At 36.8% G+C, this 24,141-nt stretch carries 22 protein-coding genes; 17 read left to right on the top strand and 5 right to left on the bottom strand.

Features of this window, described 5'->3' with window-relative positions; translation table 11 throughout:
- Positions 1–10 precede the first annotated feature (10 nt).
- The 4 genes from P1K33_RS07140 to P1K33_RS07125 all read left to right on the top strand — a co-directional run bounded on the left by P1K33_RS07140 (position 11) and on the right by P1K33_RS07125 (position 5,789).
- On the top strand, positions 11–943 hold the full coding sequence (locus P1K33_RS07140) for a PorP/SprF family type IX secretion system membrane protein (RefSeq protein ID WP_284652231.1): 933 nt from the start codon (positions 11–13) through the stop codon (positions 941–943).
- 12 nt (positions 944–955) lie between these two features.
- A complete protein-coding gene (locus P1K33_RS07135) occupies positions 956–2,890 on the top strand; it encodes an OmpA family protein (RefSeq protein WP_284652230.1) in 1,935 nt (644 codons plus the stop codon).
- 148 nt (positions 2,891–3,038) lie between these two features.
- A complete protein-coding gene (gene ligA / locus P1K33_RS07130; protein ID WP_284652229.1) occupies positions 3,039–5,036 on the top strand; it encodes an NAD-dependent DNA ligase LigA in 1,998 nt (665 codons plus the stop codon).
- A 69-nt stretch (positions 5,037–5,105) separates the two neighbouring features.
- Positions 5,106–5,789 carry a hypothetical protein gene (locus P1K33_RS07125; RefSeq protein ID WP_284652228.1) on the top strand — a complete coding sequence of 228 codons (684 nt, stop codon included), beginning with the start codon at positions 5,106–5,108 and terminating at the stop codon, positions 5,787–5,789.
- Here the strand turns inward: P1K33_RS07125 and P1K33_RS07120 are convergent.
- Entirely contained in the window at positions 5,775–6,689 is a 915-nt protein-coding gene (locus tag P1K33_RS07120) for a bifunctional metallophosphatase/5'-nucleotidase (RefSeq protein WP_284652227.1), read from the bottom strand. The two genes, P1K33_RS07125 and P1K33_RS07120, sit on opposite strands and share 15 nt — an antisense overlap.
- 1 nt (position 6,690) lies before the next feature.
- The gene (locus tag P1K33_RS07115; protein ID WP_284652226.1) at positions 6,691–7,470 is read right to left on the bottom strand and encodes a 5'-nucleotidase C-terminal domain-containing protein; all 780 of its coding nucleotides are present in this window, start codon (positions 7,468–7,470) and stop codon (positions 6,691–6,693) included.
- 48 nt (positions 7,471–7,518) lie between these two features.
- Here P1K33_RS07115 and P1K33_RS07110 point away from each other — a divergent pair, with 48 nt between their 5' ends.
- The 13 genes from P1K33_RS07110 to P1K33_RS07050 all read left to right on the top strand — a co-directional run bounded on the left by P1K33_RS07110 (position 7,519) and on the right by P1K33_RS07050 (position 22,055).
- Positions 7,519–8,037: a DUF6913 domain-containing protein gene (locus P1K33_RS07110; protein WP_284652225.1), complete on the top strand. Its 519-nt coding sequence runs from the start codon at positions 7,519–7,521 to the stop codon at positions 8,035–8,037.
- Position 8,038: 1 nt separating this feature from the next.
- On the top strand, positions 8,039–8,923 hold the full coding sequence (gene dapA, locus P1K33_RS07105) for a 4-hydroxy-tetrahydrodipicolinate synthase (RefSeq protein ID WP_284652224.1): 885 nt from the start codon (positions 8,039–8,041) through the stop codon (positions 8,921–8,923).
- 109 nt (positions 8,924–9,032) lie between these two features.
- Positions 9,033–9,827 (top strand): outer membrane protein assembly factor BamD, encoded by a 795-nt coding sequence (locus P1K33_RS07100; protein ID WP_284652223.1) that lies wholly within the window; start codon positions 9,033–9,035, stop codon positions 9,825–9,827.
- 6 nt (positions 9,828–9,833) lie between these two features.
- Positions 9,834–10,154, top strand: coding sequence for a DNA-directed RNA polymerase subunit omega (locus P1K33_RS07095; protein ID WP_284652222.1), 321 nt, complete (start codon positions 9,834–9,836; stop codon positions 10,152–10,154).
- A gap of 5 nt (positions 10,155–10,159) precedes the next feature.
- Positions 10,160–11,365, top strand: a complete 1,206-nt coding sequence (gene coaBC, locus P1K33_RS07090; protein ID WP_284652221.1) for a bifunctional phosphopantothenoylcysteine decarboxylase/phosphopantothenate--cysteine ligase CoaBC — start codon at positions 10,160–10,162, stop codon at positions 11,363–11,365.
- Between the two features lie 28 nt (positions 11,366–11,393).
- Positions 11,394–12,281, top strand: a complete 888-nt coding sequence (porD, locus tag P1K33_RS07085) for a type IX secretion system protein PorD (protein WP_284652220.1) — start codon at positions 11,394–11,396, stop codon at positions 12,279–12,281.
- A 41-nt stretch (positions 12,282–12,322) separates the two neighbouring features.
- Positions 12,323–13,975 (top strand): DNA repair protein RecN, encoded by a 1,653-nt coding sequence (recN, locus tag P1K33_RS07080; protein WP_284652219.1) that lies wholly within the window; start codon positions 12,323–12,325, stop codon positions 13,973–13,975.
- 67 nt (positions 13,976–14,042) lie between these two features.
- A complete protein-coding gene (gene fabV, locus P1K33_RS07075) occupies positions 14,043–15,236 on the top strand; it encodes an enoyl-ACP reductase FabV (RefSeq protein WP_284652218.1) in 1,194 nt (397 codons plus the stop codon).
- Between the two features lie 105 nt (positions 15,237–15,341).
- Positions 15,342–17,993 (top strand): T9SS type A sorting domain-containing protein, encoded by a 2,652-nt coding sequence (locus P1K33_RS07070; protein WP_284652217.1) that lies wholly within the window; start codon positions 15,342–15,344, stop codon positions 17,991–17,993.
- Positions 17,994–18,103: 110 nt separating this feature from the next.
- Positions 18,104–19,108 (top strand): glycosyltransferase family 2 protein, encoded by a 1,005-nt coding sequence (locus P1K33_RS07065; protein WP_284652216.1) that lies wholly within the window; start codon positions 18,104–18,106, stop codon positions 19,106–19,108.
- A complete protein-coding gene (gene coaE / locus P1K33_RS07060; RefSeq protein ID WP_284652215.1) occupies positions 19,105–19,689 on the top strand; it encodes a dephospho-CoA kinase in 585 nt (194 codons plus the stop codon). The genes P1K33_RS07065 and coaE overlap by 4 nt, the downstream gene beginning before the upstream one ends.
- A 70-nt stretch (positions 19,690–19,759) precedes the next feature.
- Positions 19,760–21,343, top strand: coding sequence for a sensor histidine kinase (locus P1K33_RS07055; RefSeq protein ID WP_284652214.1), 1,584 nt, complete (start codon positions 19,760–19,762; stop codon positions 21,341–21,343).
- 10 nt (positions 21,344–21,353) lie between these two features.
- Positions 21,354–22,055: a response regulator transcription factor gene (locus P1K33_RS07050; RefSeq protein WP_284652213.1), complete on the top strand. Its 702-nt coding sequence runs from the start codon at positions 21,354–21,356 to the stop codon at positions 22,053–22,055.
- 31 nt (positions 22,056–22,086) lie between these two features.
- Here P1K33_RS07050 and P1K33_RS07045 read toward each other — a convergent pair whose 3' ends face one another.
- Genes P1K33_RS07045 through P1K33_RS07035 form a run of 3 tightly spaced genes read right to left on the bottom strand, consistent with a single transcriptional unit; the run spans position 22,087 to position 24,126 of the window.
- Positions 22,087–22,824 carry an acyl-[acyl-carrier-protein] thioesterase gene (locus P1K33_RS07045; RefSeq protein ID WP_284652212.1) on the bottom strand — a complete coding sequence of 246 codons (738 nt, stop codon included), beginning with the start codon at positions 22,822–22,824 and terminating at the stop codon, positions 22,087–22,089.
- A 10-nt stretch (positions 22,825–22,834) separates the two neighbouring features.
- Positions 22,835–23,461 (bottom strand): hypothetical protein, encoded by a 627-nt coding sequence (locus P1K33_RS07040; RefSeq protein WP_284652211.1) that lies wholly within the window; start codon positions 23,459–23,461, stop codon positions 22,835–22,837.
- A gap of 2 nt (positions 23,462–23,463) precedes the next feature.
- Positions 23,464–24,126, bottom strand: a complete 663-nt coding sequence (locus tag P1K33_RS07035; RefSeq protein WP_284652210.1) for an Ig-like domain-containing protein — start codon at positions 24,124–24,126, stop codon at positions 23,464–23,466.
- Between the last annotated feature and the right edge of the window lie 15 nt (positions 24,127–24,141).

The following is a 24,141-nucleotide window of genomic DNA, read 5'->3' as shown; positions in this document are numbered from 1 at the left end:
AGAAATAAGTATGGAACCATATATAAAAATTAAAAAAGTACACTTTTTATTGCTGTACATCTTTTGCCCTTTTGTGATAAAGGCGCAACAAGATCCGGAATATACACAGTATATGTATAATACCATGGTCGTGAACTCAGCTTATGCTGGTTCAACAGGCACGTTGGAAGCTGTTATTTTACATCGTTCCCAATGGATTGGAATCGATGGTGCGCCACAAACACAGGCTTTTGGAATTCATTCTCCTTTGGCCAATGACAAGGTTGGCTTAGGATTTAGTTTGGTCAATGACAAACTAGGACCTTCAAACGAACTGTATATCGATGGAAACTTCTCCTATAGCATTGCTTTTCCTAATGAAAGAAAGCTAGCCTTTGGTTTAAAAGCCGGTATGCGAATCCTAAATGTGGATTGGTCGAGAGGTAGATACAATAATCCTATTGATCCTTTGTTGAATGAAAACATCGATAACAAAATGAAGCCCTCTATTGGAGCCGGATTGTATTACTACAGTGATAAATGGTATATCGGTGCTTCGGTTCCGACTTTTATCAGAGGTGAATATTATGATGATGTTGAGGAAGCCATTGATTATGACCGACTTCATTATTATTTTATTGGTGGGTATGTCTTTAATTTCTCCGATAATTTAAAATTCAAACCGGCTTTCATGCTGAAAGCAGTAAGCGGAGCACCAATTTCAACGGATCTTTCTGCTAATTTTTTAATTCAGGAGAAAGTAACCTTAGGCGTTTCCCATCGTTTGGGTGATTCGGTAAGTGCCTTGGCAGGATTTCAAATCACGAGCTGCTTTTACATTGGTTATGCCTATGATTATACGGTGACCGATTTGAACAAGTACAATGATGGCTCGCATGAGTTTATTCTTCGTTACCAATTACAAAAGAAAACCCAACAAATAAAATCGCCTAGATTTTTCTAAAACCCTGAAAACATGAAAAAAATATATACCCTAGTTATGTTCTTTTGTTTGGCATCAGGTTTTGCACAAACGAAATTGAAGAAAGCAGATCAGCTTTTTAAGGCATTGTCTTTTGTTGATGCTGCAAAAACTTATGAAGAGTATTTGGCCAAAGTAGAAAAGCCGGGAACGCAAACCCTAAAAAACGTTGCCGATTGTTATTACTATATCGATGATAACAGAAATGCACTCAAATGGTATCAAAAGCTTTATGATATCCAGGGACAAACCATATCAGATGAATATTTCCTGAGATATATTCAGTCCTTAAAAGGTGTGATGGACTATGATAAAGCAGATAAGCTGACCAAAGAATTTTTGACCAAAAAAGGCGACGAGAAAGAAATCGCCCGTTATATGAATCAAAAGAAACACATGGATAGCGTGGCCAAAGCCAAGCCGCTTTATGCAGTAAAGAATCTTGACATCAATTCTACAAAATCAGATTTTGGAACCGCTTTTTACGGTGAGAAGATTATTTATGCTTCGAGCAAAGACACTACCCAATTTGGTGAAAAACTCTATAGTTGGAACAAGCAGCCTTTTCTGAATCTCTATGTTGCCGAAAGACACACCGCTGATGGAAGTTTGTTTAACGAATTGCCATTTTTACCGGATGCGGCGACCAAATACCATGAAGCTACAGCTGCGTTTAGCCCGGATTGGAAAACGATTTATTATACAACAAATGTTCTGAAAAATAAAAAGTTGATTCTGGATCAGTCGAGAACCAACAATTTTCAAATCATGAAAGGAACGATTGAAAATGATAAGTTGGCCAAAACCGAAAAAATGTTTTTCAATAGTGATAAATATTCTGTTGGACATCCTGCTTTGAGCGAAGATGGCAAATGGTTGTTTTTTGCTTCCGATATGCCTGGCGGATTAGGTGAAACCGATTTGTATGTGGTTCAGATTGCCGATGATGGAACAATGAGTACACCACAGAATTTAGGTCCGACCATCAATACGATTGGAAATGAATTGTTTCCTTATTATCGAAACGGAATATTGTATTTCTCTTCTGACGGCCATTATGGCTGGGGAGATTTGGATGTTTATGAAAGCAAATTTTCTGAGGGATTGAATTTTACCGTGCCAAAAAACCTCGGTGCACCAATCAACAGTAACAAAGATGATTTTGCTTTTATTGTTGACGCTACGGATGCTTTCGGTTATGTTTCTTCTAACAGAGCGCAGGGAAAAGGTGATGACGATATTTATGCCTTTACCAAAGTCAAACCCGAATGTAACCAATTCGTTTCAGGGAAAGTCATTAATGTAAAATCAAAAATGACCATCGACAATGCCACGGTAATTGCCTATGATGCTTTCGGTGAGAAAATCGATCAGGTGATGACTGATGCCAAAGGTTACTATATTATCAAATTGCCTTGTGGTAAAAAAGTAAAATTGGTAGCCACAAAACCAAATTACAGCAGAGAAGAAAGAGTCATTGAAATGACAAAAGCTGATTTGGTTGAGTTTAAGGACATCGATTTTGAATTGAGCTTCCTGGATGATTTGATTGTAAAAGAAAAAGGCCAGGAGAAAATTGATATCAATCCTATTTTCTTTAATTATGACAAACATGATGTAACGCCTCAGGCTGCTGCTGAGTTGGATAAAGTTGTTTTTGTAATGCTCAAATTCCCTGATGTAAAAATCAAAATCGAATCGCATACCGATTCCCGCGGAAAAGATGCCTACAATATGAAGTTGTCTGACAACAGAGCCAAATCGACTCAGGCCTATATCATATCCAAAGGGATTGATGCTTCGAGAATTGAAAGCGCTGTGGGTTACGGTGAAAGCCGATTGACCAACAAATGCAGTAATGGTGTGAAATGTTCTGAAGCACAACATTTTAAAAACCGTCGTTCCGACTTTATTATCATTCAAAAATAGCCACTAAAATTTTATTGCAGAAAACCACTTCGAAAGGAGTGGTTTTTTTGTTTTTAATCCTAATTTTGAATTAGAATTATTATTTTAGACACACGAGCGCAGCGAACTGACGCAGTACAACAAATCACCAATAGACTTTCTATATTTTATGGACATTCAGACTATCATCCGGAACTTACGGGACGAACTCAATCAACACAATTACAATTATTATGTATTGGACAATCCGACGATTTCTGATTTTGAATTTGATATAAAATTGAAACAGCTTCAGGAATTGGAAAGCCAGCATCCTGAATTCTTTGACGATAATTCGCCTACACAACGCGTTGGTGGTATGATTACCAAAAATTTCCAAACTGTTGTTCACGATTACCGCATGTATTCTTTGGACAATTCCTATTCCAAAGAAGATTTGATGGATTGGGAAAACCGAATCCAGAAAGTTTTGGGCAATGCGCCGTTACAATATACATGTGAATTAAAATACGATGGTGCGTCAATCAGCATCACTTATGAAAACGGAAAACTAAAACGTGCCGTGACCCGAGGTGACGGATTCCAAGGCGATGATGTAACCAATAATATCAAAACCATTAAATCAATTCCATTAAAATTGAAAGGTACTTTTCCTGCACGCTTCGATATTCGTGGTGAAATTATCTTGCCTTTTGAAGGTTTTGAAAAGATGAATCAGGAACTGATTGAAATTGGGGAAACTCCTTATTCCAACCCGAGAAATACAGCTTCAGGTAGTTTGAAATTGCAGGACAGCAGCGAAGTAGCTAAGCGTCCTTTGGAATGTTTGTTGTACTTTATTGTGGGCAATAATCTGAATATCAAAACCCAATTTGAAGGTTTGGAAGCGGCAAGAAACTGGGGATTCAAAGTGCCCAAAGAAGCCAGATTGGCCAATTCACTTGACGAAGTTTTGGAATATATCAATTATTGGGATATCCATCGACATGATTTGCCTTATGAAACCGATGGCGTAGTGGTTAAAGTCAATGACTTCCACCAACAAGATGAACTCGGTTACACAGCTAAATCACCGCGCTGGGCGATGGCCTATAAATTCAAGGCGGAACAGGTTTCGACTGTTTTAAATTCTATTTCCTATCAGGTTGGGCGAACAGGTTCGATTACGCCGGTGGCCAATTTACAACCGGTACAATTAGCCGGAACGATTGTAAAACGTGCATCGCTGCACAATGCAGACCAAATTGAAAAGCTTGACATTCGCATCGGTGATACCGTTTTTGTTGAAAAAGGTGGTGAGATCATCCCAAAGATTATTGGTGTTGATTTGACCAAAAGAAATGAATCTTCTGAAAGAACACAATACATTTCCCATTGTCCCGAATGCAATTCGGAACTGGTGAGAATTGCAGGTGAAGCGAATCATTACTGTCCAAATTTTTATGGCTGTCCACCGCAAATCATTGGTAGGATTCAACATTTCATCTCGCGCAAAGCCATGGATATTGAAGGTCTTGGCGGAGAAACAGTGGCGTTGTTATTTAATAATCATCTGGTAAAAGACTATTCCGATTTATATGAGTTAAAGGTTGAGGATATTATCAATCTGGAAAGAATGGCACAGAAATCGGCAGAGAACTTGGTCAATGGTGTCCAGAAATCCAAAGAAATTCCCTTTGAAAGGGTTTTGTATGCTATCGGAATCCGATACGTTGGTGAAACTGTCGCCAAGAAGTTAGCCAAACATTACAAAACCATTGAAGCGTTACAGAATGCTTCGCTGATGGATTTGATTTTGGTGGATGAAATAGGAGAGAAGATAGCCCAAAGTGTGCTCGAATTTTTTGACAATGCTGAAAACGTCAGAATCATTGAACGCTTGAAAGAATTCGGCGTGCAATTGGAACTTATCGAAAAATTCAATCCGGACGCTACCGATAAACTGGCAGGAAAAACCTTTGTGGTTTCAGGTGTTTTTGAGAAATTCTCCCGTGATGATTTGAAAAAAGCCATCGAAGACAATGGCGGTAAAGTGGGAAGTTCCATTTCTGCAAAGACCGATTATGTAGTGGCTGGCGATAATATGGGTCCGGCCAAATTGGAAAAAGCCAATCAGCTCAAAGTGCCGATTATTTCGGAGGATGATTTCCTGGAAATGCTGGGCTAAAAGTTTAGCGCGATATAATGGTTTTGTATTGTAATTTATGTTAACTTTAATAACCCTAACTGATTATCTATGGTTTTAAAGGCCAACATATTAAAGTTTTTAACTTTAAGTTATTTTATCATTGCTTTTTTTGAAATAGTTTCAGAGTATTTGGTATATACTCCATTCATCTGTTCGCTGAAACCGCTTATTCCATTGCTGTTAGCCGTGATGTATTTGATTATTTCAAAAAAAAGAAGTGTTGTTGTTGTAGCAGTATTTCTACTCTCAATGATTACCAACATTCTATTTATTCCCAATACGGCTACAAGCCTTTATTATGCTTTGATTGCTTTTACCATTCATAGGATTGTGGTCATATATCTCGTCTTTACCCTGCAGAAAGTAAAGGATTTTGTTCCGATGATTATTGCGACATTGCCGTTTCTGCTTATCTTTTTTTACTTATTTATCGAGACCAATGAAATTCCGGAGAATAGTTTTTATCTGCTGATATTGCAGAGTATCTTGATTTCATTGTTTGCAGGAATAGCGCTTTCCAGTTATATAATGAATGACAATAAGCAAAACTCTGTTTTGTTGATTGCTGTTTTGCTGTTTGTGATGCTGCAGTTTACCGTTTTTATTGAGAAGTACTTTTTGGTTAATGAGTTCCAAAAACTGTTCAGGCCTTTAGCCATGACCTTTAACGCTTTGGCTTTCTTCTCTTTTTACAAGTATGTCAACATTGCTGAAAACTCAAATCACAATTGATTTTCCCTGAGGTGAAACAGGCTTGTTGTCTTCAAAATAGAAATCAATTCTGCCCAGGTTCAAACCATAACAGCCCACCTGATTGACCAAAACATCATTGCCTTCAGCATTCTTTAAAATCGTAGGTTTTTCCAAGAAAGTATGCGTATGACCGCCAATAATCAAGTCGATGTCTTTGGTTAAAGTCGCCAGTTTGGTATCACAGATTTTATCGGGGTCATTTTTATATTGGTAACCAATATGGGAAAGACAAATCACCAAATCACATTTTTGTTCGTGTTTTAAAATGCGTGACATATCCTGGGCCACAGCAACAGGATCATTGTAAACAGTTTCCTTGTAATTTTTTTTATCGACTAAACCATCCAAACCTACACCAAGTCCGAAAACACCAACCTTAATGCCATCTTTGTCAAAAACCTTATATGGTTTTACATGGCCATTCATCACGGTGTTTTTAAAATCATAATTGGCAGAAACAAACTCAAATCCGGCATTCGGCAATTGTGCATACAAACCTTCAATACCATTGTCAAAATCATGATTCCCGATGGTAGCCAAATCATATTTCATCATCGTCATCAGTTTGAATTCCAATTCGCCGCTATAATAGTTAAAATAAGGCGTACCCTGAAAAATGTCTCCGGCATCGAGTAGCAATACATTGGGATTTTCCTTTCGGATGCTTTCAATCAGAGCCGCTCTTCGGGCAACGCCGCCCATATTGGGATTTTTAGGATGATTCGCCGGAAACGGATCAATATAGCTGTGGACATCATTCGTGTGTAAAACCGTAAGATGCTTGGTATTCAAAGTCTTGAAGCTACTCAATGATAGTCCGCCAAATCCTAATAGTGCCGAACTCGCCGCTGTTTTTTGTATAAAATCTCTTCTTTTCATCTTATGGTTCTTTGCTTATTCTGACATCTTTACCGGCAACGATGGTTTTATTGGCTTTGAAATAATCAATGATAATATTCCGAAGTTTATAATCTAAGTCATATTTCTCAATGCCTTTTTTGAAGAACAGCATATTATCGCCGCCATTAATCAAATAATCGGATGTCACTACATAATAGGTTTTATCAATTTCCAAAGCTTTTCCATTGACTAAAATGTTCTTTGGTTGATTGTCTTTACCGATAGTAAATGTCAAACCTTTCAACGGATGCGGTTTCTTTTCGGTAATGATATAATTGACCATTTCGAGGATTTGTTCTCCTTTTAAGCCAACAACAAACGCACTGTTTTCAAACGGCATAATCTCAAACGCATTTCGTGCCGTTACATCGCCTTTTGGGATAATCGATCGAATGCCACCGTGATTCAGCAGGCAAATGTCTATGGTTTTCTTTTCTCTTAGCTGAAAAACGGGATTGGTTTTCTCCAAAGTAATGTCAGATAAAAAGTTGCCCATCGGTGTTTGCCATTCTCCTGATTTGTCCATTGTTTCCGGAGCATTGGCCAAAACCAGATTCAAATCCTTATCGATATTATCGCGATACGGTTTGATAAAGTTTTCAATTTCAGCAACTTCAGAATTTTTATCTGTAATTGCGATTTCTTTGCCTTCAATTCGGGTGACATAGTATTTTTTTTCCGCACAGGAAATAACGCTTGTAAATGTTAATAATAAAACAAATTGTTTTAATACAACGTTATAGTTTTTTAGTTTTACCATCGCTTTTGGCGCTAATTTTAGTAATTTTGCATTTAAAGTAAAAGTAGTATGTTTTTAAATTATTTAAAGGATTTTTCAACAAAAAAAATAGTTAAGAATAGTTTATCAAATGTGAAGCATTTGCCTTCGGATAGTGTAATCAAAACAGTTGGGATTATATTTGATGAAACCTACTTTTATGAGAGAGAAGCTTTGGTTCAGGAGTTGATTCAAAACGGAATTAACGAAAATGACATCAAAGTTTTGGTTTTTAAAAACAAGATTAAAAAAAACGAAGTTTTTGACTATCCGACTTTCAGCCACAAAGATTTGAGTTGGCACGGAACAGTAGACAAAAAGGAAGTCAAAGAATTTATTGCGGAACCTTTTGATTTGTTGATTAACTATTACGACACCGAGAAAGTAGCGTTGCTCTTGGTTTCCCATTTGTCAAAAGCCGGTTTTAAAGTAGGTTTTGCCTCCATAGATAAAAGGTTGAATCATTTTATGATCAACACCAATGCAGAAAATTACAAAGTCTTTATGGACGAACTATTCAAATATTTAAAAATTCTAAACAAAATTTAAAATGCAATCATTAATCGGTACCGGAGTTGCTCTTGTTACACCATTCAAAAAAGATTTTTCAGTAGATGTTGATGCGTTGAAAGCCATCGTTAATTTCCAGGTTGATAACGGAATTGACTATTTAGTTGTACTTGGAACAACAGCTGAAACCGCAACCTTGACAAAGGACGAAAAGGAATTGGTAATAAAGACAATTGTGGAAGCCAACAAGGGAAGATTGCCTTTGGTTTTGGGTGTTGGAAGCAATAACACCCAGGAAGTGGTAGCCGAATTAAAATCAAGAGATTTCTCTGATTTTGTGGCGATACTTTCGGTTTCACCTTATTATAACAAGCCAACTCAGGAAGGCATTTACCAACATTTCAAAGCGATTGCAGAAGCGTCACCAATTCCGGTGATTTTGTATAATGTTCCGGGAAGAACGGCCAGCAATGTGTTGCCATCAACGATTATTCGTTTGGCCAATGATTTTAAAAATGTCGTAGCGGTAAAAGAAGCAGCCGGTGATATTGTTCAGGCGATGAAATTGATCCAAAATGCACCAAAAGATTTCTTAGTGATTTCAGGAGATGATATGATTACGTTGCCAATGGTTTTAGCTGGTGGCGCAGGTGTTATTTCGGTAATTGCAGAAGGTTTTCCAAAACAATTCTCTGAAATGGTTCACTTAGGTTTAAACAAAAGAGTAGAAGAAGCCTATAAACTGCATTACCTTTTGGCCGATTCAATTGATATGATTTTCGAACAGGGAAATCCGGCCGGAATCAAAGAAGTGTTTAAATCATTAGGCTTGTCTGAAAATGTCGTTCGTTTGCCACTGGTAAATGCCGATGAAGACCTGGCAAAACGCTTGCATGATTTCACCAATAAAATCTCAAAAATGTAATTTTTCGAACCGCGAAAAAAATATTTTGTAGTAAACAATTAATAACTAAATTTGCAGTTGCTTTTTAAGTCACAAAATGTGTTTAAAATCAGCAACATTAAACATAATAATGAAGAAATTTTTAGCCCTATTTGCATTAGTTGTCTTTTTTTCGTCGTGCAGCGAATACCAAAAAGCATTAAAATCAGAAGATGTAGCCATTAAATTTACGGTGGCAACAAAAATGTATGAAGCAAAAAAATACGGTAAAGCGATAAAACTTTTTGAACAAATTGCTCCTGCTTATAAGGGAAAACCACAAGCGGAAAGAATGTTTTATATGTATTCGCAATCACTATATAAAACGAATCAATTCTATTTAGCCGGTTATCAATTTGAAAGTTTTGCTTCAAGTTATCCGAAAAGTGAGAAGATTGAAGAAGCTTTATTTCTGAGTGCTAAATGTTTTTCAAAACTATCACCTGTTTACAGTTTGGATCAGGTAGATACTTATAAAGCCATCGATAAGTTGCAGAACTTTATTGATATCTATTCTGAATCTCAATATTTGGCGGAAGCCAATACCATTGCTAAGGCATTGAGAGAGAAGTTGGAGAAGAAAGCATATGAGAACGCTAAAATTTACAATACCATTTCTGACTATAAGGCAGCCATGGTGGCGTTTGATAATTTCATCATTAACTATCCGGGAACACCGTATAAGGAAGATGCATTATATTACAAATTGGATTCTGCCTATCAATTGGCAATCAATAGTATTCCTTCAAGATTGGAAGAGCGTTTGATTGCTGCCAAAGCCGCTTATGCCGGCTTGATGAAACATAAGGCAGATACCCATTACAAAGCAAAAGCTGACGAAATGTTGGCTAGGATTGAAACAGATTTAAAACAATTTACTAAATAAAAAGTCATGGATTTAAAAAAGACGAATGCACCGGTAAACACAGTTACTTACAACAAGACCGTAATTGAAGAGCGTACCGGCAATGTTTACGAGGCAATAACAATAATGGCTAAAAGAGCAAACCAAATCAACTCTGAAATCAAAAAAGAATTGACTGAGAAATTAGAAGAGTTTGCAACTTACAACGATAGTTTGGAAGAAATCTTTGAAAACAAAGAGCAAATCGAAGTTTCTAAATACTACGAAAAGTTACCAAAACCACATGCATTGGCTGTTCAGGAATGGCTTGATGATAAAATTTACTACAGAGATACTACAAAAGACTAATTCAGATGTCTGTTTTAAGCGGTAAAAAAATACTACTCGGCGTTTCCGGAGGAATTGCCGCCTACAAGACAGCCTCATTAGTTCGATTATTTATAAAAGCCGGTGCACATGTCCAAGTGGTCATGACACCGGCTTCTAAGGATTTTGTAACACCGCTTACCTTATCCACACTGTCCAAAAATCCGGTTCATTCTTCATTTTATAACGAAGAAGATGAGAATGCCGAGTGGAACAACCACGTCGAATTAGGGCTTTGGGCCGATTTGATGCTGATTGCTCCGGCAACCGCCAATACGCTTTCCAAAATGGCAAACGGCAATTGCGACAACCTTTTAATTGCGACTTATTTATCGGCTAAATGCCCTGTCTACTTTGCTCCGGCAATGGATTTGGATATGTACAAGCATCCGTCAACGCTTTCGAGTTTTAATTTGCTGAAGCAATTTGGCAATATTATGATTCCGGCTGAAAATGGGGAATTGGCCAGTGGATTATCAGGCGAAGGCAGAATGGCCGAACCTGAAAATATTATTGCCTTTCTGGAAAAGGATTTGGAAAGCAAATTGCCTTTAAGAGGTAAAAAAATCATGATTACGGCTGGTCCGACATACGAAGCGATTGATCCAGTTCGATTTATCGGGAATCATTCTTCGGGGAAAATGGGCTTTGACATTGCTAAAAGTGCGGCGAATTATGGTGCAGAAGTGATTTTGATTTCAGGCCCGACCGATTTGAGCCTTCAAGATTCCAATATCAATTTGATCCGCGTAACTTCTGCCCAGGAAATGTATGATGCCTGTCATCAATATTTCAATGAGTCTGATGTGGCTATTTGTGCTGCTGCAGTGGCAGATTACAAACCTAAATTTGTAGCCGACCAAAAAATCAAAAAAACCGATGCTGAGTTTACCATTGAACTCGAAAAAACCAAAGATATCTTAGCTTCTTTGGGCAAAATAAAGCAGAACCAATTCTTAATTGGATTTGCTTTGGAAACAGAAAATGAAATTGAAAATGCGAAGTTGAAAATTCAGAAAAAAAACTTAGATTTGATTGTTTTAAATTCGCTTCAGGATAAAGGTGCGGGTTTTGCTTCGGCGACAAACAAAATTACTTTCATCGATAAAGATTTTGTGATTGAACCCATGCCTTTGAAATCAAAAGAAGAAGTTGCGGACGATATAATAAACAAGGTAATTTCCCGTTATTAATTAAGTACAAGGAAATAAATAGTCATACATGAAAAAAATAGTTAGTTTTCTTTTTTTGTTTTTTGTTGGATTAACCAATGCACAGCAATTGAATTGTACCGTTCAGGTCAACTCTGATAAGATTGCCAGTACCAATAATCAGGTTTTTAAAAACTTAGAAAAATCGATTAGTGAGTTTGTCAACAAAACAGACTGGACAGGCGAAAGTGTAAAGCAAAATGAAAAAGTAAACTGTTCGATGGTTATTACGCTGAACAGTTATGACTCTAACCAGTTTTCAGCAACTATCCAGGTTGAATCTTCCAGACCGGTATTTGATTCTTCTTATTCTTCACCGATTTTCAACTATAATGACAAAGACTTTTCGTTTCGTTATATAGAATTTGAAACCCTTTTATTCAATCCATCGAATTTTGATTCAAACCTGGTTTCTGTTTTGGCTTTTTATAGCTATATGATTCTTGGTTTTGATGCCGATACGTATACACTTTATGGTGGAAAACAATGGTTTGATGTGGCGCAGCAAATAGTATCTGTAGCACAACAAAGCGGTTTTAAAGGCTGGAGTCAGGCTGATGGGAATCAAAATCGCTATTTCCTGGCTAATGATATACTTTCCGGAACTTTTGATGCTTTCAGAGATGCGATGTATCAATACCACAGAGATGGATTGGACAATATGACCAAAGATTTGAAATCTTCTAAAGAAAAAATTCAGCAATCAATTACTACTTTAAGTGCTGTATATAAAGTGCGTTCCAATGCTTTTTTGACTAGGGTTTTCTTTGATGCCAAAGCAGATGAAATTGTTTCAATTTTATCAGGCGGGCCAAAAGTATCCGTAGCGGAAACAATCGATACCTTAAATAAAATTTCACCACTCAATTCCGGTAAATGGGCAACTATCAAGTTATAATTAGTATATTTACTACTTAAACTTTACTTCATTTCCTGCACATGATTACTTCGCTTTCGATTGAAAATTTTGCACTGATTGAAAAATTAAATATTGATTTTTCTAAGGGTTTTTCAATTATCACCGGTGAAACCGGAGCAGGGAAATCAATACTTCTCGGCGCTTTAGGATTGGTTCTTGGTAAAAGAGCCGATTTGACTTCGCTAAAAAATAAAGAAGAAAAATGCATCGTTGAAGCCAACTTTGCGATCGGAAAATATGATTTGCAGTCTTTTTTTGAAGCCAATGATTTGGATTATGAAGCCGAAACCATCATCCGCAGGGAAATTTTACCATCGGGAAAATCGAGGGCTTTTGTCAATGACAGTCTGGTGAACTTGCAGCAATTGCAGGATTTGAGTTTTTACTTAATCGATGTGCATTCGCAACACCAAACCTTGGAATTATCTGAAGAAGAATACCAGTTCAAAATCATTGATGCGATTGCGGATAACCAGCAATTAAGAACAGAATATTCCATAGTTTTAAAGCAATATCGTTCGGATAAAGCTGAATTGGAAACCAAAAAAGCAAGTTTGTCATCCATTCTGAAAGAGAAAGATTATAATGAGTTTCTGTTCAACGAATTGCATTCGGCCAATTTAAAAGCTGGCGAACTCGAAGAGTTGGAAAAAACTTATGAAGCGCTGAATAACGTTGAGTTTATCAAGGAAAACCTTTCGACGCTTCTGGCATTGGCTAATGAAGACGAATTTGGGTTGTTAAAAAACCTAAAGGAATTCAAATCCATACTTCAAAAAAACGCCAATTTTTCCACTGAATACGAATCACTTTTTGAAAGAACCAATTCGGTGTTGATAGAATTGGATGATATCGTCAAAGAACTCAACCGTGAGTCGGAACTGGTGTTCAATGATCCTGAAAAACTGGAATTGATCAATCAAAAACTGCAATTGATTTACAGCTTGCAAAAGAAACATCAGGTATTAACGGTTGAAGAATTGATTGACATTCAAAACGATTTGGAAAGCAAAGTGGTTTCGGTCGTGACTTTGGAAGAAGAAATCATCAAACTGGAAAACGGTCTTAAGGATTCCGAAGGTCAATTGGATACTATTGCGGCTAAAATCAGTCAAAGCAGGAGCGAAGCGATACCAAATCTCAGTAACAGGCTGGTTGAAATTTTGAGTTTATTGGGCATGCCTAATGTTCGTTTTAAGATTAATATTGTTGCTTCGGATTCTTATTATAATAACGGAAAAGACAGTTTGGAATTTTTATTCTCAGCCAATAAAGGCACCGATTTTGGTTTGCTTAAAAAAGTAGCTTCCGGTGGTGAAATGTCGAGAATCATGTTGGCAGTAAAATCAATTTTATCCCAATATTCCAAACTGCCAACCATTATTTTTGACGAAATTGATACCGGAGTTTCGGGTGAAATTGCCAATAAAATGGGAGAAATTATGCGTGAAATGAGCAAGACCATGCAGGTTTTTGCGATTACCCATTTGCCACAGATTGCGGCCAAAGGAAGTACACATTATAAGGTGTACAAAACTGTTTTGGGTGAAAATACCGTTTCCGAATTGAAACTATTATCCAATGATGAACGCATCAACGAAATTGCAGAAATGCTATCGGGTAAAGAAATTTCAGATTCTGCCTTGAATCATGCCAAAGCATTACTAAACTAACCGTTTTAATTTATTATTTTTGTACCACTCTAATTTTAATATACAGACAACTTAATTTCAATAGAATATGATTATAGAACCAAGAATGCGCGGGTTTATTTGTTTAACAGCTCACCCTGACGGATGTGTGCAAAATGTTAAAAACCAAATCAATTATGTAAAATCAAAGGGAACCATTGAAGGTGCTAAAAAAGTTTTAGTGATTGGTGCATCAACCGGTTTCGGATTGGCTTCGAGAATTACCAGTGCTTTTGGTTCCAATGCGGCGACTATCGGCGTTTTCTTTGAAAAAGAACCTGCTGAAGGCAAAACGGCTACTCCGGGTTGGTACAATTCTGCAGCTTTTGAACAGGAAGCGCAAAAAGCAGGTTTGTATGCCAAAAGTATCAATGGAGATGCATTCTCTGATGAAGTAAAACAAAAAACAATCGACTTGATCAAAGCTGATTTAGGTCAGGTAGATATGATCATTTACAGTTTGGCTTCTCCGGTGCGTATGCATCCGAAGACAGGCGTTTTGCATCGTTCGGTTTTGAAACCTATCGGAAGTACATTTACCAACAAAACAGTTGATTTTCACACCGGAAATGTAACTCAGGTATCCATAGAACCTGCTAATCAGGACGATATTGATAATACGGTTGTGGTTATGGGTGGTGAAGATTGGGCCATGTGGATTGATGCTTTGAAGAAAGCTGATGTTTTGGCCAAAGGTGCCACAACAATTGCGTACTCCTATATAGGACCTGAAGTAACCGAAGCGGTTTACAGAAAAGGTACCATTGGAAGAGCAAAAGACCATTTAGAAGCTACAGCTTTTGAAATTACTGACAGTTTAAAGTCATTAGATGGAAAAGCGTATGTGTCTGTTAATAAAGCATTGGTAACGCAAGCAAGTTCAGCCATTCCAGTAATTCCATTGTATATTTCTTTATTGTATAAAATAATGAAAGCAGAAGGTGTTCATGAAGGCTGTATTGAGCAGATACAAAGATTGTTTGCGCAGAGACTTTATACCGGTGGAGCAGTGCCAACAGATGACAAAGGAAGAATTAGAATTGATGATTGGGAAATGCGTGATGATATCCAGGAAAGGGTCAAAGCCTTATGGGCCACTGCAACTACAGAAAATTTACCAGAGATTGGTGACTTGGCAGGTTATAAGCAAGACTTCTTAAACTTATTTGGTTTTGGATTTGACGGGGTGGATTATAATGCAGATGCTAACGAAATGCTATTGGTTTCAAGTATTGCGCAATAGGTTTATGTTAAATGTTTAATATTCGGATATAAAAACTCACAAATATTTGTGAGTTTTTTTTATTTGCTATACCTTTATGAGCAATTAACTTTTAATCTTTAACAAATGAAAAAAAACTACTTATTGTTATTTGTCTCACTATTCGTCTGGCAAATAAACGCACAAGTACTGAATCAGAATGCAGCGTGGCCTAACGGCGCCTGGTCTGTTACAGGAACGTACAACACGAACCCTTTGGCATTCGAAGGTAACCCAACGACAAGTGCAAATTTTGCTTTTGACGATGATGATGCCGGTCAAACCAGCATTGATAATATTGCTGCTGAATCTCCGGTTATCGATCTTACTGCAGCTGTAGCTGCCGGAGAAACAAAAGTAAGAGTAAGTGGGATGTACACTTACAGAATATTAGCTGGTTATTTGCGTTTGGAATACTGGGATGCTGATGCTGCTGCTTGGACAGCTTGGGGGCCAAACTTTGCAGGAAATAATACTCTTGTGAATGATAACTTTTGTACTCCTGCAAAAACTGCATATGCCAGTACTGATTTAGATGTGTCAGCTTTTACAGCAACACAAAAATCAGGTTTCAGATACCGTATCGCATTCGATGACCTTGATTGGGAATGGGGATTCTGTTTTGATTCACCAACAATCATTTCGGTTCCGGTACCGTGTTTAGCAGGATACAATTTTCCTGCTGGAACAATTAATCCTGGAACGTGCGACGGATTTACACCAACTCTAATCTCTAATTTCTCTTGGGCAGGCGATTACTTTAACGTAAATGTGACTGCTGGTCAAACTTATAAATTCACCAGTTCAGTTGCTACTGATTTCTTTACCATCAGTACTGATGGAGATTTAACTGCAGCAGCTTCAGGAACACAACCTTTATCATGGGTTTCTACTGTTACGGGATCAGTAAGAGTACATATTAATACTAATATTACTTGTGGAACTGAAGACGTTGATAGATCTACAAACGTTATTTGTGGTACACTATGTATCAATGGAGGTCTATATCCTAACGCTACTTTGACACCAACTACATGTGATGGATCAACTTTGAATGTTTTAACTACTGATTCATGGGCAGGAGAGTATTCTAATATTGAAGTGTTCTCTGCTAATACTTATACTTTCTCAAGTTCTGTTGCAACAGATTATATCACAATCACCTCTGCCGATGGTTTAACAGCCCTTGCTGTTGGAACCGGAAGTATTACAGGATTTACTCCTGCTGCAAACGGAATAGTGAGATTCTATTTCCATACAGATTCTTCTTGTGGTACTGAAAACGTAAACAGAGAAAGACAAGTTGTTTGTACAACGGCTGCTGTTGTTCCTGGATGTCCAACAAATCCTAACCCTGCAGACGGAAGCTTAACAGTTCCTGCATTTTCTGATGTAATTTTGTCTTGGGATGCTCCAACAACTGGTGATCCTGCAATTTCATATGACGTTTATGGTGGTGTTACTTCTGGAAATTTAACTTTCTTTGGTAATGTAACAACAACTAGTTTCAATGCTGGTACAATTGGTGCTTACGAGTTTGTAGGTTATTGGCAGGTAATTGCAATCAATGCTGCTGGTGAATCAGTAGGATGTGCAGAATGGATGTTTACAACTGAACCACAACCAACAGACGAACCTGATTATGTAGGTTTGCAATGGCCTCCAACGCTTAACTTCCCTCAAGGTGGAAGCGGTACAGTTTATGGTCAAGTTTGGGAACCAGGTTTAACAGATACTACTACAGGACAAGCGCCTGGAATTTTGGCATGGGTTGGAATTAGTGATGAAGGCGATAATTCAAGTCCTGACAACTGGACAACTTGGGTTCCGGCAACTTTCAACGTTGAAACCAATGGAGGTAATAATGATGAATATCAAGCGACTATCGGAGCTACTTTAGCACCAGGAACTTATTACTATGCTACAAGATTTACTTTGAATGGTGGACCATATGTATATGGAGGAATCAATGGAAGTAACCAAGGAGGAGAATGGGATGGTACATCATACTTAAGTGGTGTATTGACTGTAACTCCACCACCAGCACCTGTTAATGATGAGTGTATTGCTGCAACTCCTTTAGTTGTTGATGATAGTGTATGCAATGGTACCAATACCAATGGAACCAACATTGGCGCTACTGATTCAGGTGTTGCTCCTGCAACCTGTTTCAACTATGGTTTAAATGATGTTTGGTACTCTTTCGTTGCCCCAAGTGATACTGCTACTGTTGATGTTTCAACTGACTTCTTAGGAGGAACATTACAAGATACTGAAGTTGCATTATATTCTGGTGTTTGCGGTTCACTGGTACAAGTTGCCTGTGACAACGATGGTGGAACTGTAGTTCAGCCAAACGGATTCTCATGGAACTCTTTAATTATAAATGCCACAGTTACTGCAGGTCAAACTTACTATGTAAGAGTTGCAGGTTACACTGCTGACTGGGTAGGTACTTTTTGTTTAAGAGTTGCGAGAAACCAATTGTTATCTAACGAAGGTTTTGATAATGCTAATTTCTCATACTATCCAAACCCGGTTAAAAACGTATTGAATTTATCATACAATCAAGTGATCACAAATGTTGAAGTATTCAACTTATTAGGTCAAAAAATGACAGTTAATGCAATTGGTGGAAACCAAGGACAAGTTGATATGTCTAATTTGGCTAGCGGAACTTATATGGTAAGAGTAACTGCTGATGACCAGGTAAAAACAATTAAAGTAGTTAAAGAATAAGCTTTAAATATTTTTTACAATAATTAAAACCACCTAAATTTTAGGTGGTTTTTCTTTGGTATATAACTTATCTTTGTTACCCGAGACGTTACGAAGTTAAAATTTAAACCATGTATTTTTCAATTATAATTCCTGTTTATAACAGACCTGATGAAATCAAAGAGCTACTTGAGAGTTTATTGATTTCTGATTTTGGTAAGCCTTATGAAATTGTAATTGTTGAAGACGGCTCATCGATTCCTTGTAAGGAAGAGATTGAGCATTTTAAAAACAAGCTAAATATTTCCTACTACTTCAAAGAAAACAGTGGTCCTGGCGATTCCAGAAATTATGGAATGAAAATAGCCAAAGGCGATTATTTTATCATTTTTGATTCCGATTGCATTATCCCTAAGCAATATTTATCTGAAGTCGAAAAAGAATTGACAACCAATTATGTTGATTGCTTTGGTGGTTCAGATGCGGCACTCGATTCGTTTTCATCCATTCAGAAAGCCATTAATTTTGCCATGACTTCTTTTTTAACTACCGGTGGAATTCGCGGAGGCTCTGAAAAATTAAGTAAGTTCCAGCCCAGAAGTTTCAATATGGGAATTTCAAAAAAAGCCTTTATGGCTTCCAATGGTTTTGGGAATATCCATCCCGGTGAAGATCCTGATTTGTCTATCAGATTATGGAAGTTAGGATTTAATACCCGATTATTTGCAAAAGCATTTGTATATCATAAAAGGCGGATTGATTGGGATAAGTTTTCCACACAGGTCAATAAATTTGGTAAAGCCCGACCTATATTGGACAGTTGGTATCCCGAATACAGCAAACTGACTTTTTTCTTTCCAACCTTATTTATTCTGTGTTTTGCAATAGCTCTTTTTCTTTTTCTTTTTGGAATGCCATTCCCATTGCTTTGTTATGCCTTTTATTATTTATTAATTTTAATTTTTGCAACCATTCAAAATAAAAGTTTAGAAATAGGATTGCTGTCAGTCATAGCTGTGACAAAGCAATTTTTTGGATATGGAAGAGGCTTTTTAGAATCCTTTGTGAAGATCAAGATCCAAAAGCAAAAACCAGAAGAAGCATTCCCGGAATTATTTTTTAAAGTAAAGCCATGACAAAAGTAATCGGATTAACAGGGGGAATAGGCAGTGGAAAAACCACAGTGGCCAATTATATCAAATCGTTGGGAATTCCGGTTTATATAGCTGATGAAGAGGCAAAAAAAATAATGGAAACCCAGGAAGTAATTGAACTGGTTAAAAATGCTTTTGGCAGTACTGTTATCTCAAAAAATAAAATCGACAGAGAGAAATTAGCGCAATTGGTTTTTAATCATCCTGATAAACTTCAAAAGCTAAATGACATTGTACATCCGTTAGTCAAACATGACTTCAATGTATGGGTAAATAACCATGAAAATTACCCATTTGTAATTAAGGAAGCCGCTATTTTATTTGAAAGCGGAAGCTATAAATATTGTGACAGTATCATTACAGTTACCGCACCTTTAGAGACTCGATTACAGCGCGTTATAGACAGGGATAAAACCGACCTTAAAAGTGTATTGAACAGAATGAAAAATCAATGGCCTGAAGAGGAAAAAATCGCAAAAAGTAATTACGTAATTCACAACATCTCCACGGAAGATACTAAAAATCAAGTCAATAATATTCTTAATTTATTAAAAAATCAATAATATTAATTGTAGATGTTAATGTTTGGTTAATGTATTTATTGTATAAATGTTAAAATACTAAATTTGTTTAATGAATAAATTGTTTTTCCGCTTACTGGTCATATTGATGAGCTTATCCCTTATTGGTATAATTCTCGTTCAAGTATACTGGTTTGATAAGTCTTTCGAGAATAATGAAGAGCAGTTTAAATTTCATGTCAAACAAGTTCTCGGAAATGTTGCAGAAAAACTGCAAAAAAACGAGGCCTTTTCCTATTTTGAGCAGTATAACAATGTAATTGACAGTACCGGAAAAGTTCCGGATAAAAGTGATTTTTTAGAATTTGGATATTTTCAAAGAGATTCCAGAACTAATGAAACTATTGTCTATTCTAACAGTATAGTGGCAGAGGAATACGGGGTTGGATCATCGTTCTTTGATAGTAAAATAGATAGTTTAAAAGAAATTAAAAACTATACCGCCAAACGAAAAACAGAGATTTATACGGATGACATTGATAATCCGTCAATCAAGCAAACTCAGGAACCCGATATTAAAATTGAAAAGGAAGGCAAAAATGTTTTTTTAGACAATGCCCGTTTTCAAATGTTTTATAGGGATATTGCCGCATTAAGGCCAATTCAGGAAAGAGTTTCCAATGAAATGATGCAAAAAATGCTCACTGACGAGCTCAACGAATATGGTGTTAAAACGCCATTTGAGTTTAATGTTTACAGCAACGGCCTGGCTACTAAAATCAAATCAGAACGGTTTAAGTATGAAAAATCCTCAACGTATTCGATTCCGATTTTTATTGACGGAGATGGAAACAATAAATACCAATTATTAGTCACCTTTCCGCAAAAGAAGAAATTTTTATTCTCTGAATTGATTGGGATTTGTGTATTGTCAATCGTTTTCACCTTGATTATCATCATTGCCTATTCAAGTGCTTTGAATCAATTGATTAAACAGCGTCAGATTTCTGAAATCAAAACCGATTTCATCAATAACATGACCCACGAATTCAAAACACCGATTGCCACTATTAATTTGGCTTTAGACGCGATTAAGAATCCAAAGGTGATCGAAGACAAAGAAAAAATACATCGCTATCTCCAAATGATCAGAGACGAGAATAAGCGAATGCATGCACAGGTGGAAAATGTATTGCGTATTTCTAAACTGGAGAAAAGAGAGCTTGAAATTAATAAAGAATCAAATGATATCCACAGCATTATTGAAGATGCTATTGATCATGTGAATCTGATTATAGATGACAGAAACGGAAGTATTACAACACATTTTGACGCAACAAGAACAACGGTTTTACTGAATGATGTTCACTTCACGAATGTTTTTGTGAATATTTTAGACAATGCTATAAAATATTCTCCCGATAATCCCGTTATAGATATATATACCGAAAATGTAAAAGAGTTTGTTGTTGTTAAAATTAAGGATCAAGGTGCAGGAATGACAAAAACAGCTCAAAAGAGAATATTTGAAAAATTTTACCGCGAACACACTGGTGATTTGCACAATGTTAAAGGCCACGGATTAGGATTGGCCTATGTTAAACGAATTATTGACGACCACAATTGTCAAATTTTTGTTGAAAGTGAAAAAGGAAAAGGAAGCACATTTATAATAAAAGTCCCACTCATAAATTAAAAAAAATACTATGGAAGCAAACAAAAAAATACTTTTAGTCGAGGATGACCAGAACTTCGGAATCGTGTTAAGAGAATATCTAACGCTAAACGATTTCGATGTTACCTTAGCCAAAAACGGGATGGAAGGTTTTGAAAAATTCAAAAAAGACAATTATGACTTGTGTATTTTGGATGTGATGATGCCTTACAAAGATGGTTATACTTTGGCCAAAGAAATCAGAGAGAAAAACAAAGACGTGCCATTGATTTTCTTAACGGCAAAATCAATGAAAGAAGATGTTATGAAAGGGTACAAAGTTGGGGCTGATGATTATCTGAACAAACCTTTCGACTCTGATGTTTTGTTGATGAAGATCAAAGCCATTATCCAAAGAAAATCTGCAGAGACTAAAAATGAACCGGCCAAATTTGAATTTCAGATTGGTAAGTTCCTTTTGAACTCTAAGTTGCGTTATTTGAAATTTGGAAATGACGAACCAATCAAATTGTCTCCAAAAGAGTCTGATTTGTTGAAAATGATGGCTATCTACGAAAACGATTTGATGCCAAGAGAATTGGCGCTTACCAAAATCTGGAGAGAAGACAATTACTTTACTTCAAGAAGTATGGATGTTTATATTGCCAAATTGCGTAAGTACCTGAAAGAAGACCCAAATGTTGAAATCCTCAACATTCACGGTGAAGGCTTTAGATTGGTCGTGAAAAAATAAACAAAAAAGGCTTCGGGAAACCGGAGCCTTTTTATTTTAAATGCAGTTGCAAAGCAAAACTCATTTTGTCGTCACGCTGAATGGCAAAAGTAATTGAGTCTTCTGCCGTTTTTCGTTTTATCTGAACAATATCGTTTAGTGAGACTTCTTTCAGATAGTTCATTTCAAAACTGGCTATTTTTTGATTTTGTATCAGGCTTAAATCTACTAGATCCAGGCACCATTCCAGGTATTTCACACTATTGGCGTGATTCACGATATCCAAATCGGAAAGTTTTACAGTATGGGTTCCGATTTCTTGCATGTCGTGCTGGACATCAATTTTGCTGAAAGGCTGTACTGTTGCCCTGTCGGGGTATTTTCCAAAATGGTCATGTGGCAAAGCCAAATTTTCAGGACGGCGTTTTTCGGTATTGAATACAGCCCAGAAAGTTTCACAGCCAATAATCTTTTCATCACCAATGTACATTTCCAGACAGCGAATCGAACGCGAATTCTCCAGCGAGTTAATCCAGGTCTTTATGGTCACAACTTCTTTCCATTTGGGCAAACGACTGATTTCAACCCGCATTCTGCTCAAAACCCAAGCCTGATGATGCGCCTGCATGTCGCTAAAGCTAATACCGCCTAATTCGGCATGTAAACCTGCCGTTAATTGCAGGATGTTGCACAAATCGGTGTATTTCAAATAACCGTTTGGATAGCATTGCAGAAAAGTGATTTCCCAGTTTTGTTGCAGTTTTGAAGTAAAATCAGGAGAAATTGGCATTGTATATTAATTAGTTTCCGAATCGAACACCAAAGTTAATTTGAATTTGATTAGCTTTTGAAAAAAATGATTCATATTCCGGTGAAGTCTTAATGTCAAATGTATTGCTTATATAATGAACTCCGCCAAAGACAAAAATAGCCTTGCTTACTTTATAATCGACATAGGCACCAATCCTGAATTCATTGCCGTTTTGTTTGCCAAATCGGGAATTCCTGCTGCCTAAATCGAGCCGCGCATCGCCATAACCGATATTAGGCGTGATTTGTATCTTATTGGTAGCTTTGTATTCGTAGCTTAGTAAGAAATAAGCGCTGGTGTATTTTGAAGTGCTCAAATTGGCAATCATTTCCTTATCGGTAATGCTATATGTGACGAAGTCAAAACCAAATCCCGCTTTGAAGTTTCTAAAGTCCAAAAATTGCATCTGCATTGAGAATGCAGGTCTGGGTTGGTGTGCTTTGGCTAAAGCAGTGTTGCCATAATGTATCGGGTAAAAAGTCTGTATTCTGAAATAGGTGTCAACCTCTAAATCTTTATTAACAGTGGTGTCCCGTTCTTTGATGTTGGTCGTGTCCTGGGCAAAGGAGAAATTCCCAAATGACAATAGGGCTAAGAGTAAAAAGCAATGCTTCATGGCTAGTAATTTAAAGTGTAATCGATATTGTCATTCCCAATCTGAAGGTCTACGAATTGCTGTGTATGGACGTTTGTCTGTAAGTTTAAGGTCGTGTACTTCAATTGAAAACTCTGATTCTTTTTAATAAAAAACGGGGAAGGCATTAAAAAGGAATAATCATAATAATAATCATCATCTTGCGGAACATGATAATATTCTTCGGGTGTTGAATAAATTCCCTGAATGGTGACTTTCCTTAAAATTACAGCAGGATTGGTTTGATTGTAAATCACATTTAATAATGCGACTTCATCATTTTTTAAAAGATAAGTGTCTGGGAAAACGAATTTATAATTCACAAAATCAGCTCTGCTTAAGTTTAGGGTTTCCCTCTCCATGTAAGTATTGTCATCATTATAAAATTTTAAGTTGATGTCAATGGCATCACCATCAGGAGCAGGAAAAAGCAGCGTTATTTCTCCATTTTCGTTGGTTTTCCCTTTGGAAATTAAATCAGAGGCATATCCTGTTGTAGGCCGAATTTCAACATGAGTATTGGGTAAAGGCTGACCATTAGCATCTTTAACAACGGTTTGAAATACCAATCTGGTTTCGCCATCATAATGAATTTGTTCGCAGGAAGTCAACATGGCGAGGATAAATAATAAGAGTGTTTGTTTCATAGAGAGAGATTTTCT

Source organism: Flavobacterium terrisoli, assembly GCF_030167905.1.
Lineage (GTDB): Bacteria > Bacteroidota > Bacteroidia > Flavobacteriales > Flavobacteriaceae > Flavobacterium > Flavobacterium terrisoli.
The sequence above is the reverse complement of the archived record's forward strand: the minus strand, read 5'-3'. Positions and strand labels throughout refer to the sequence as shown.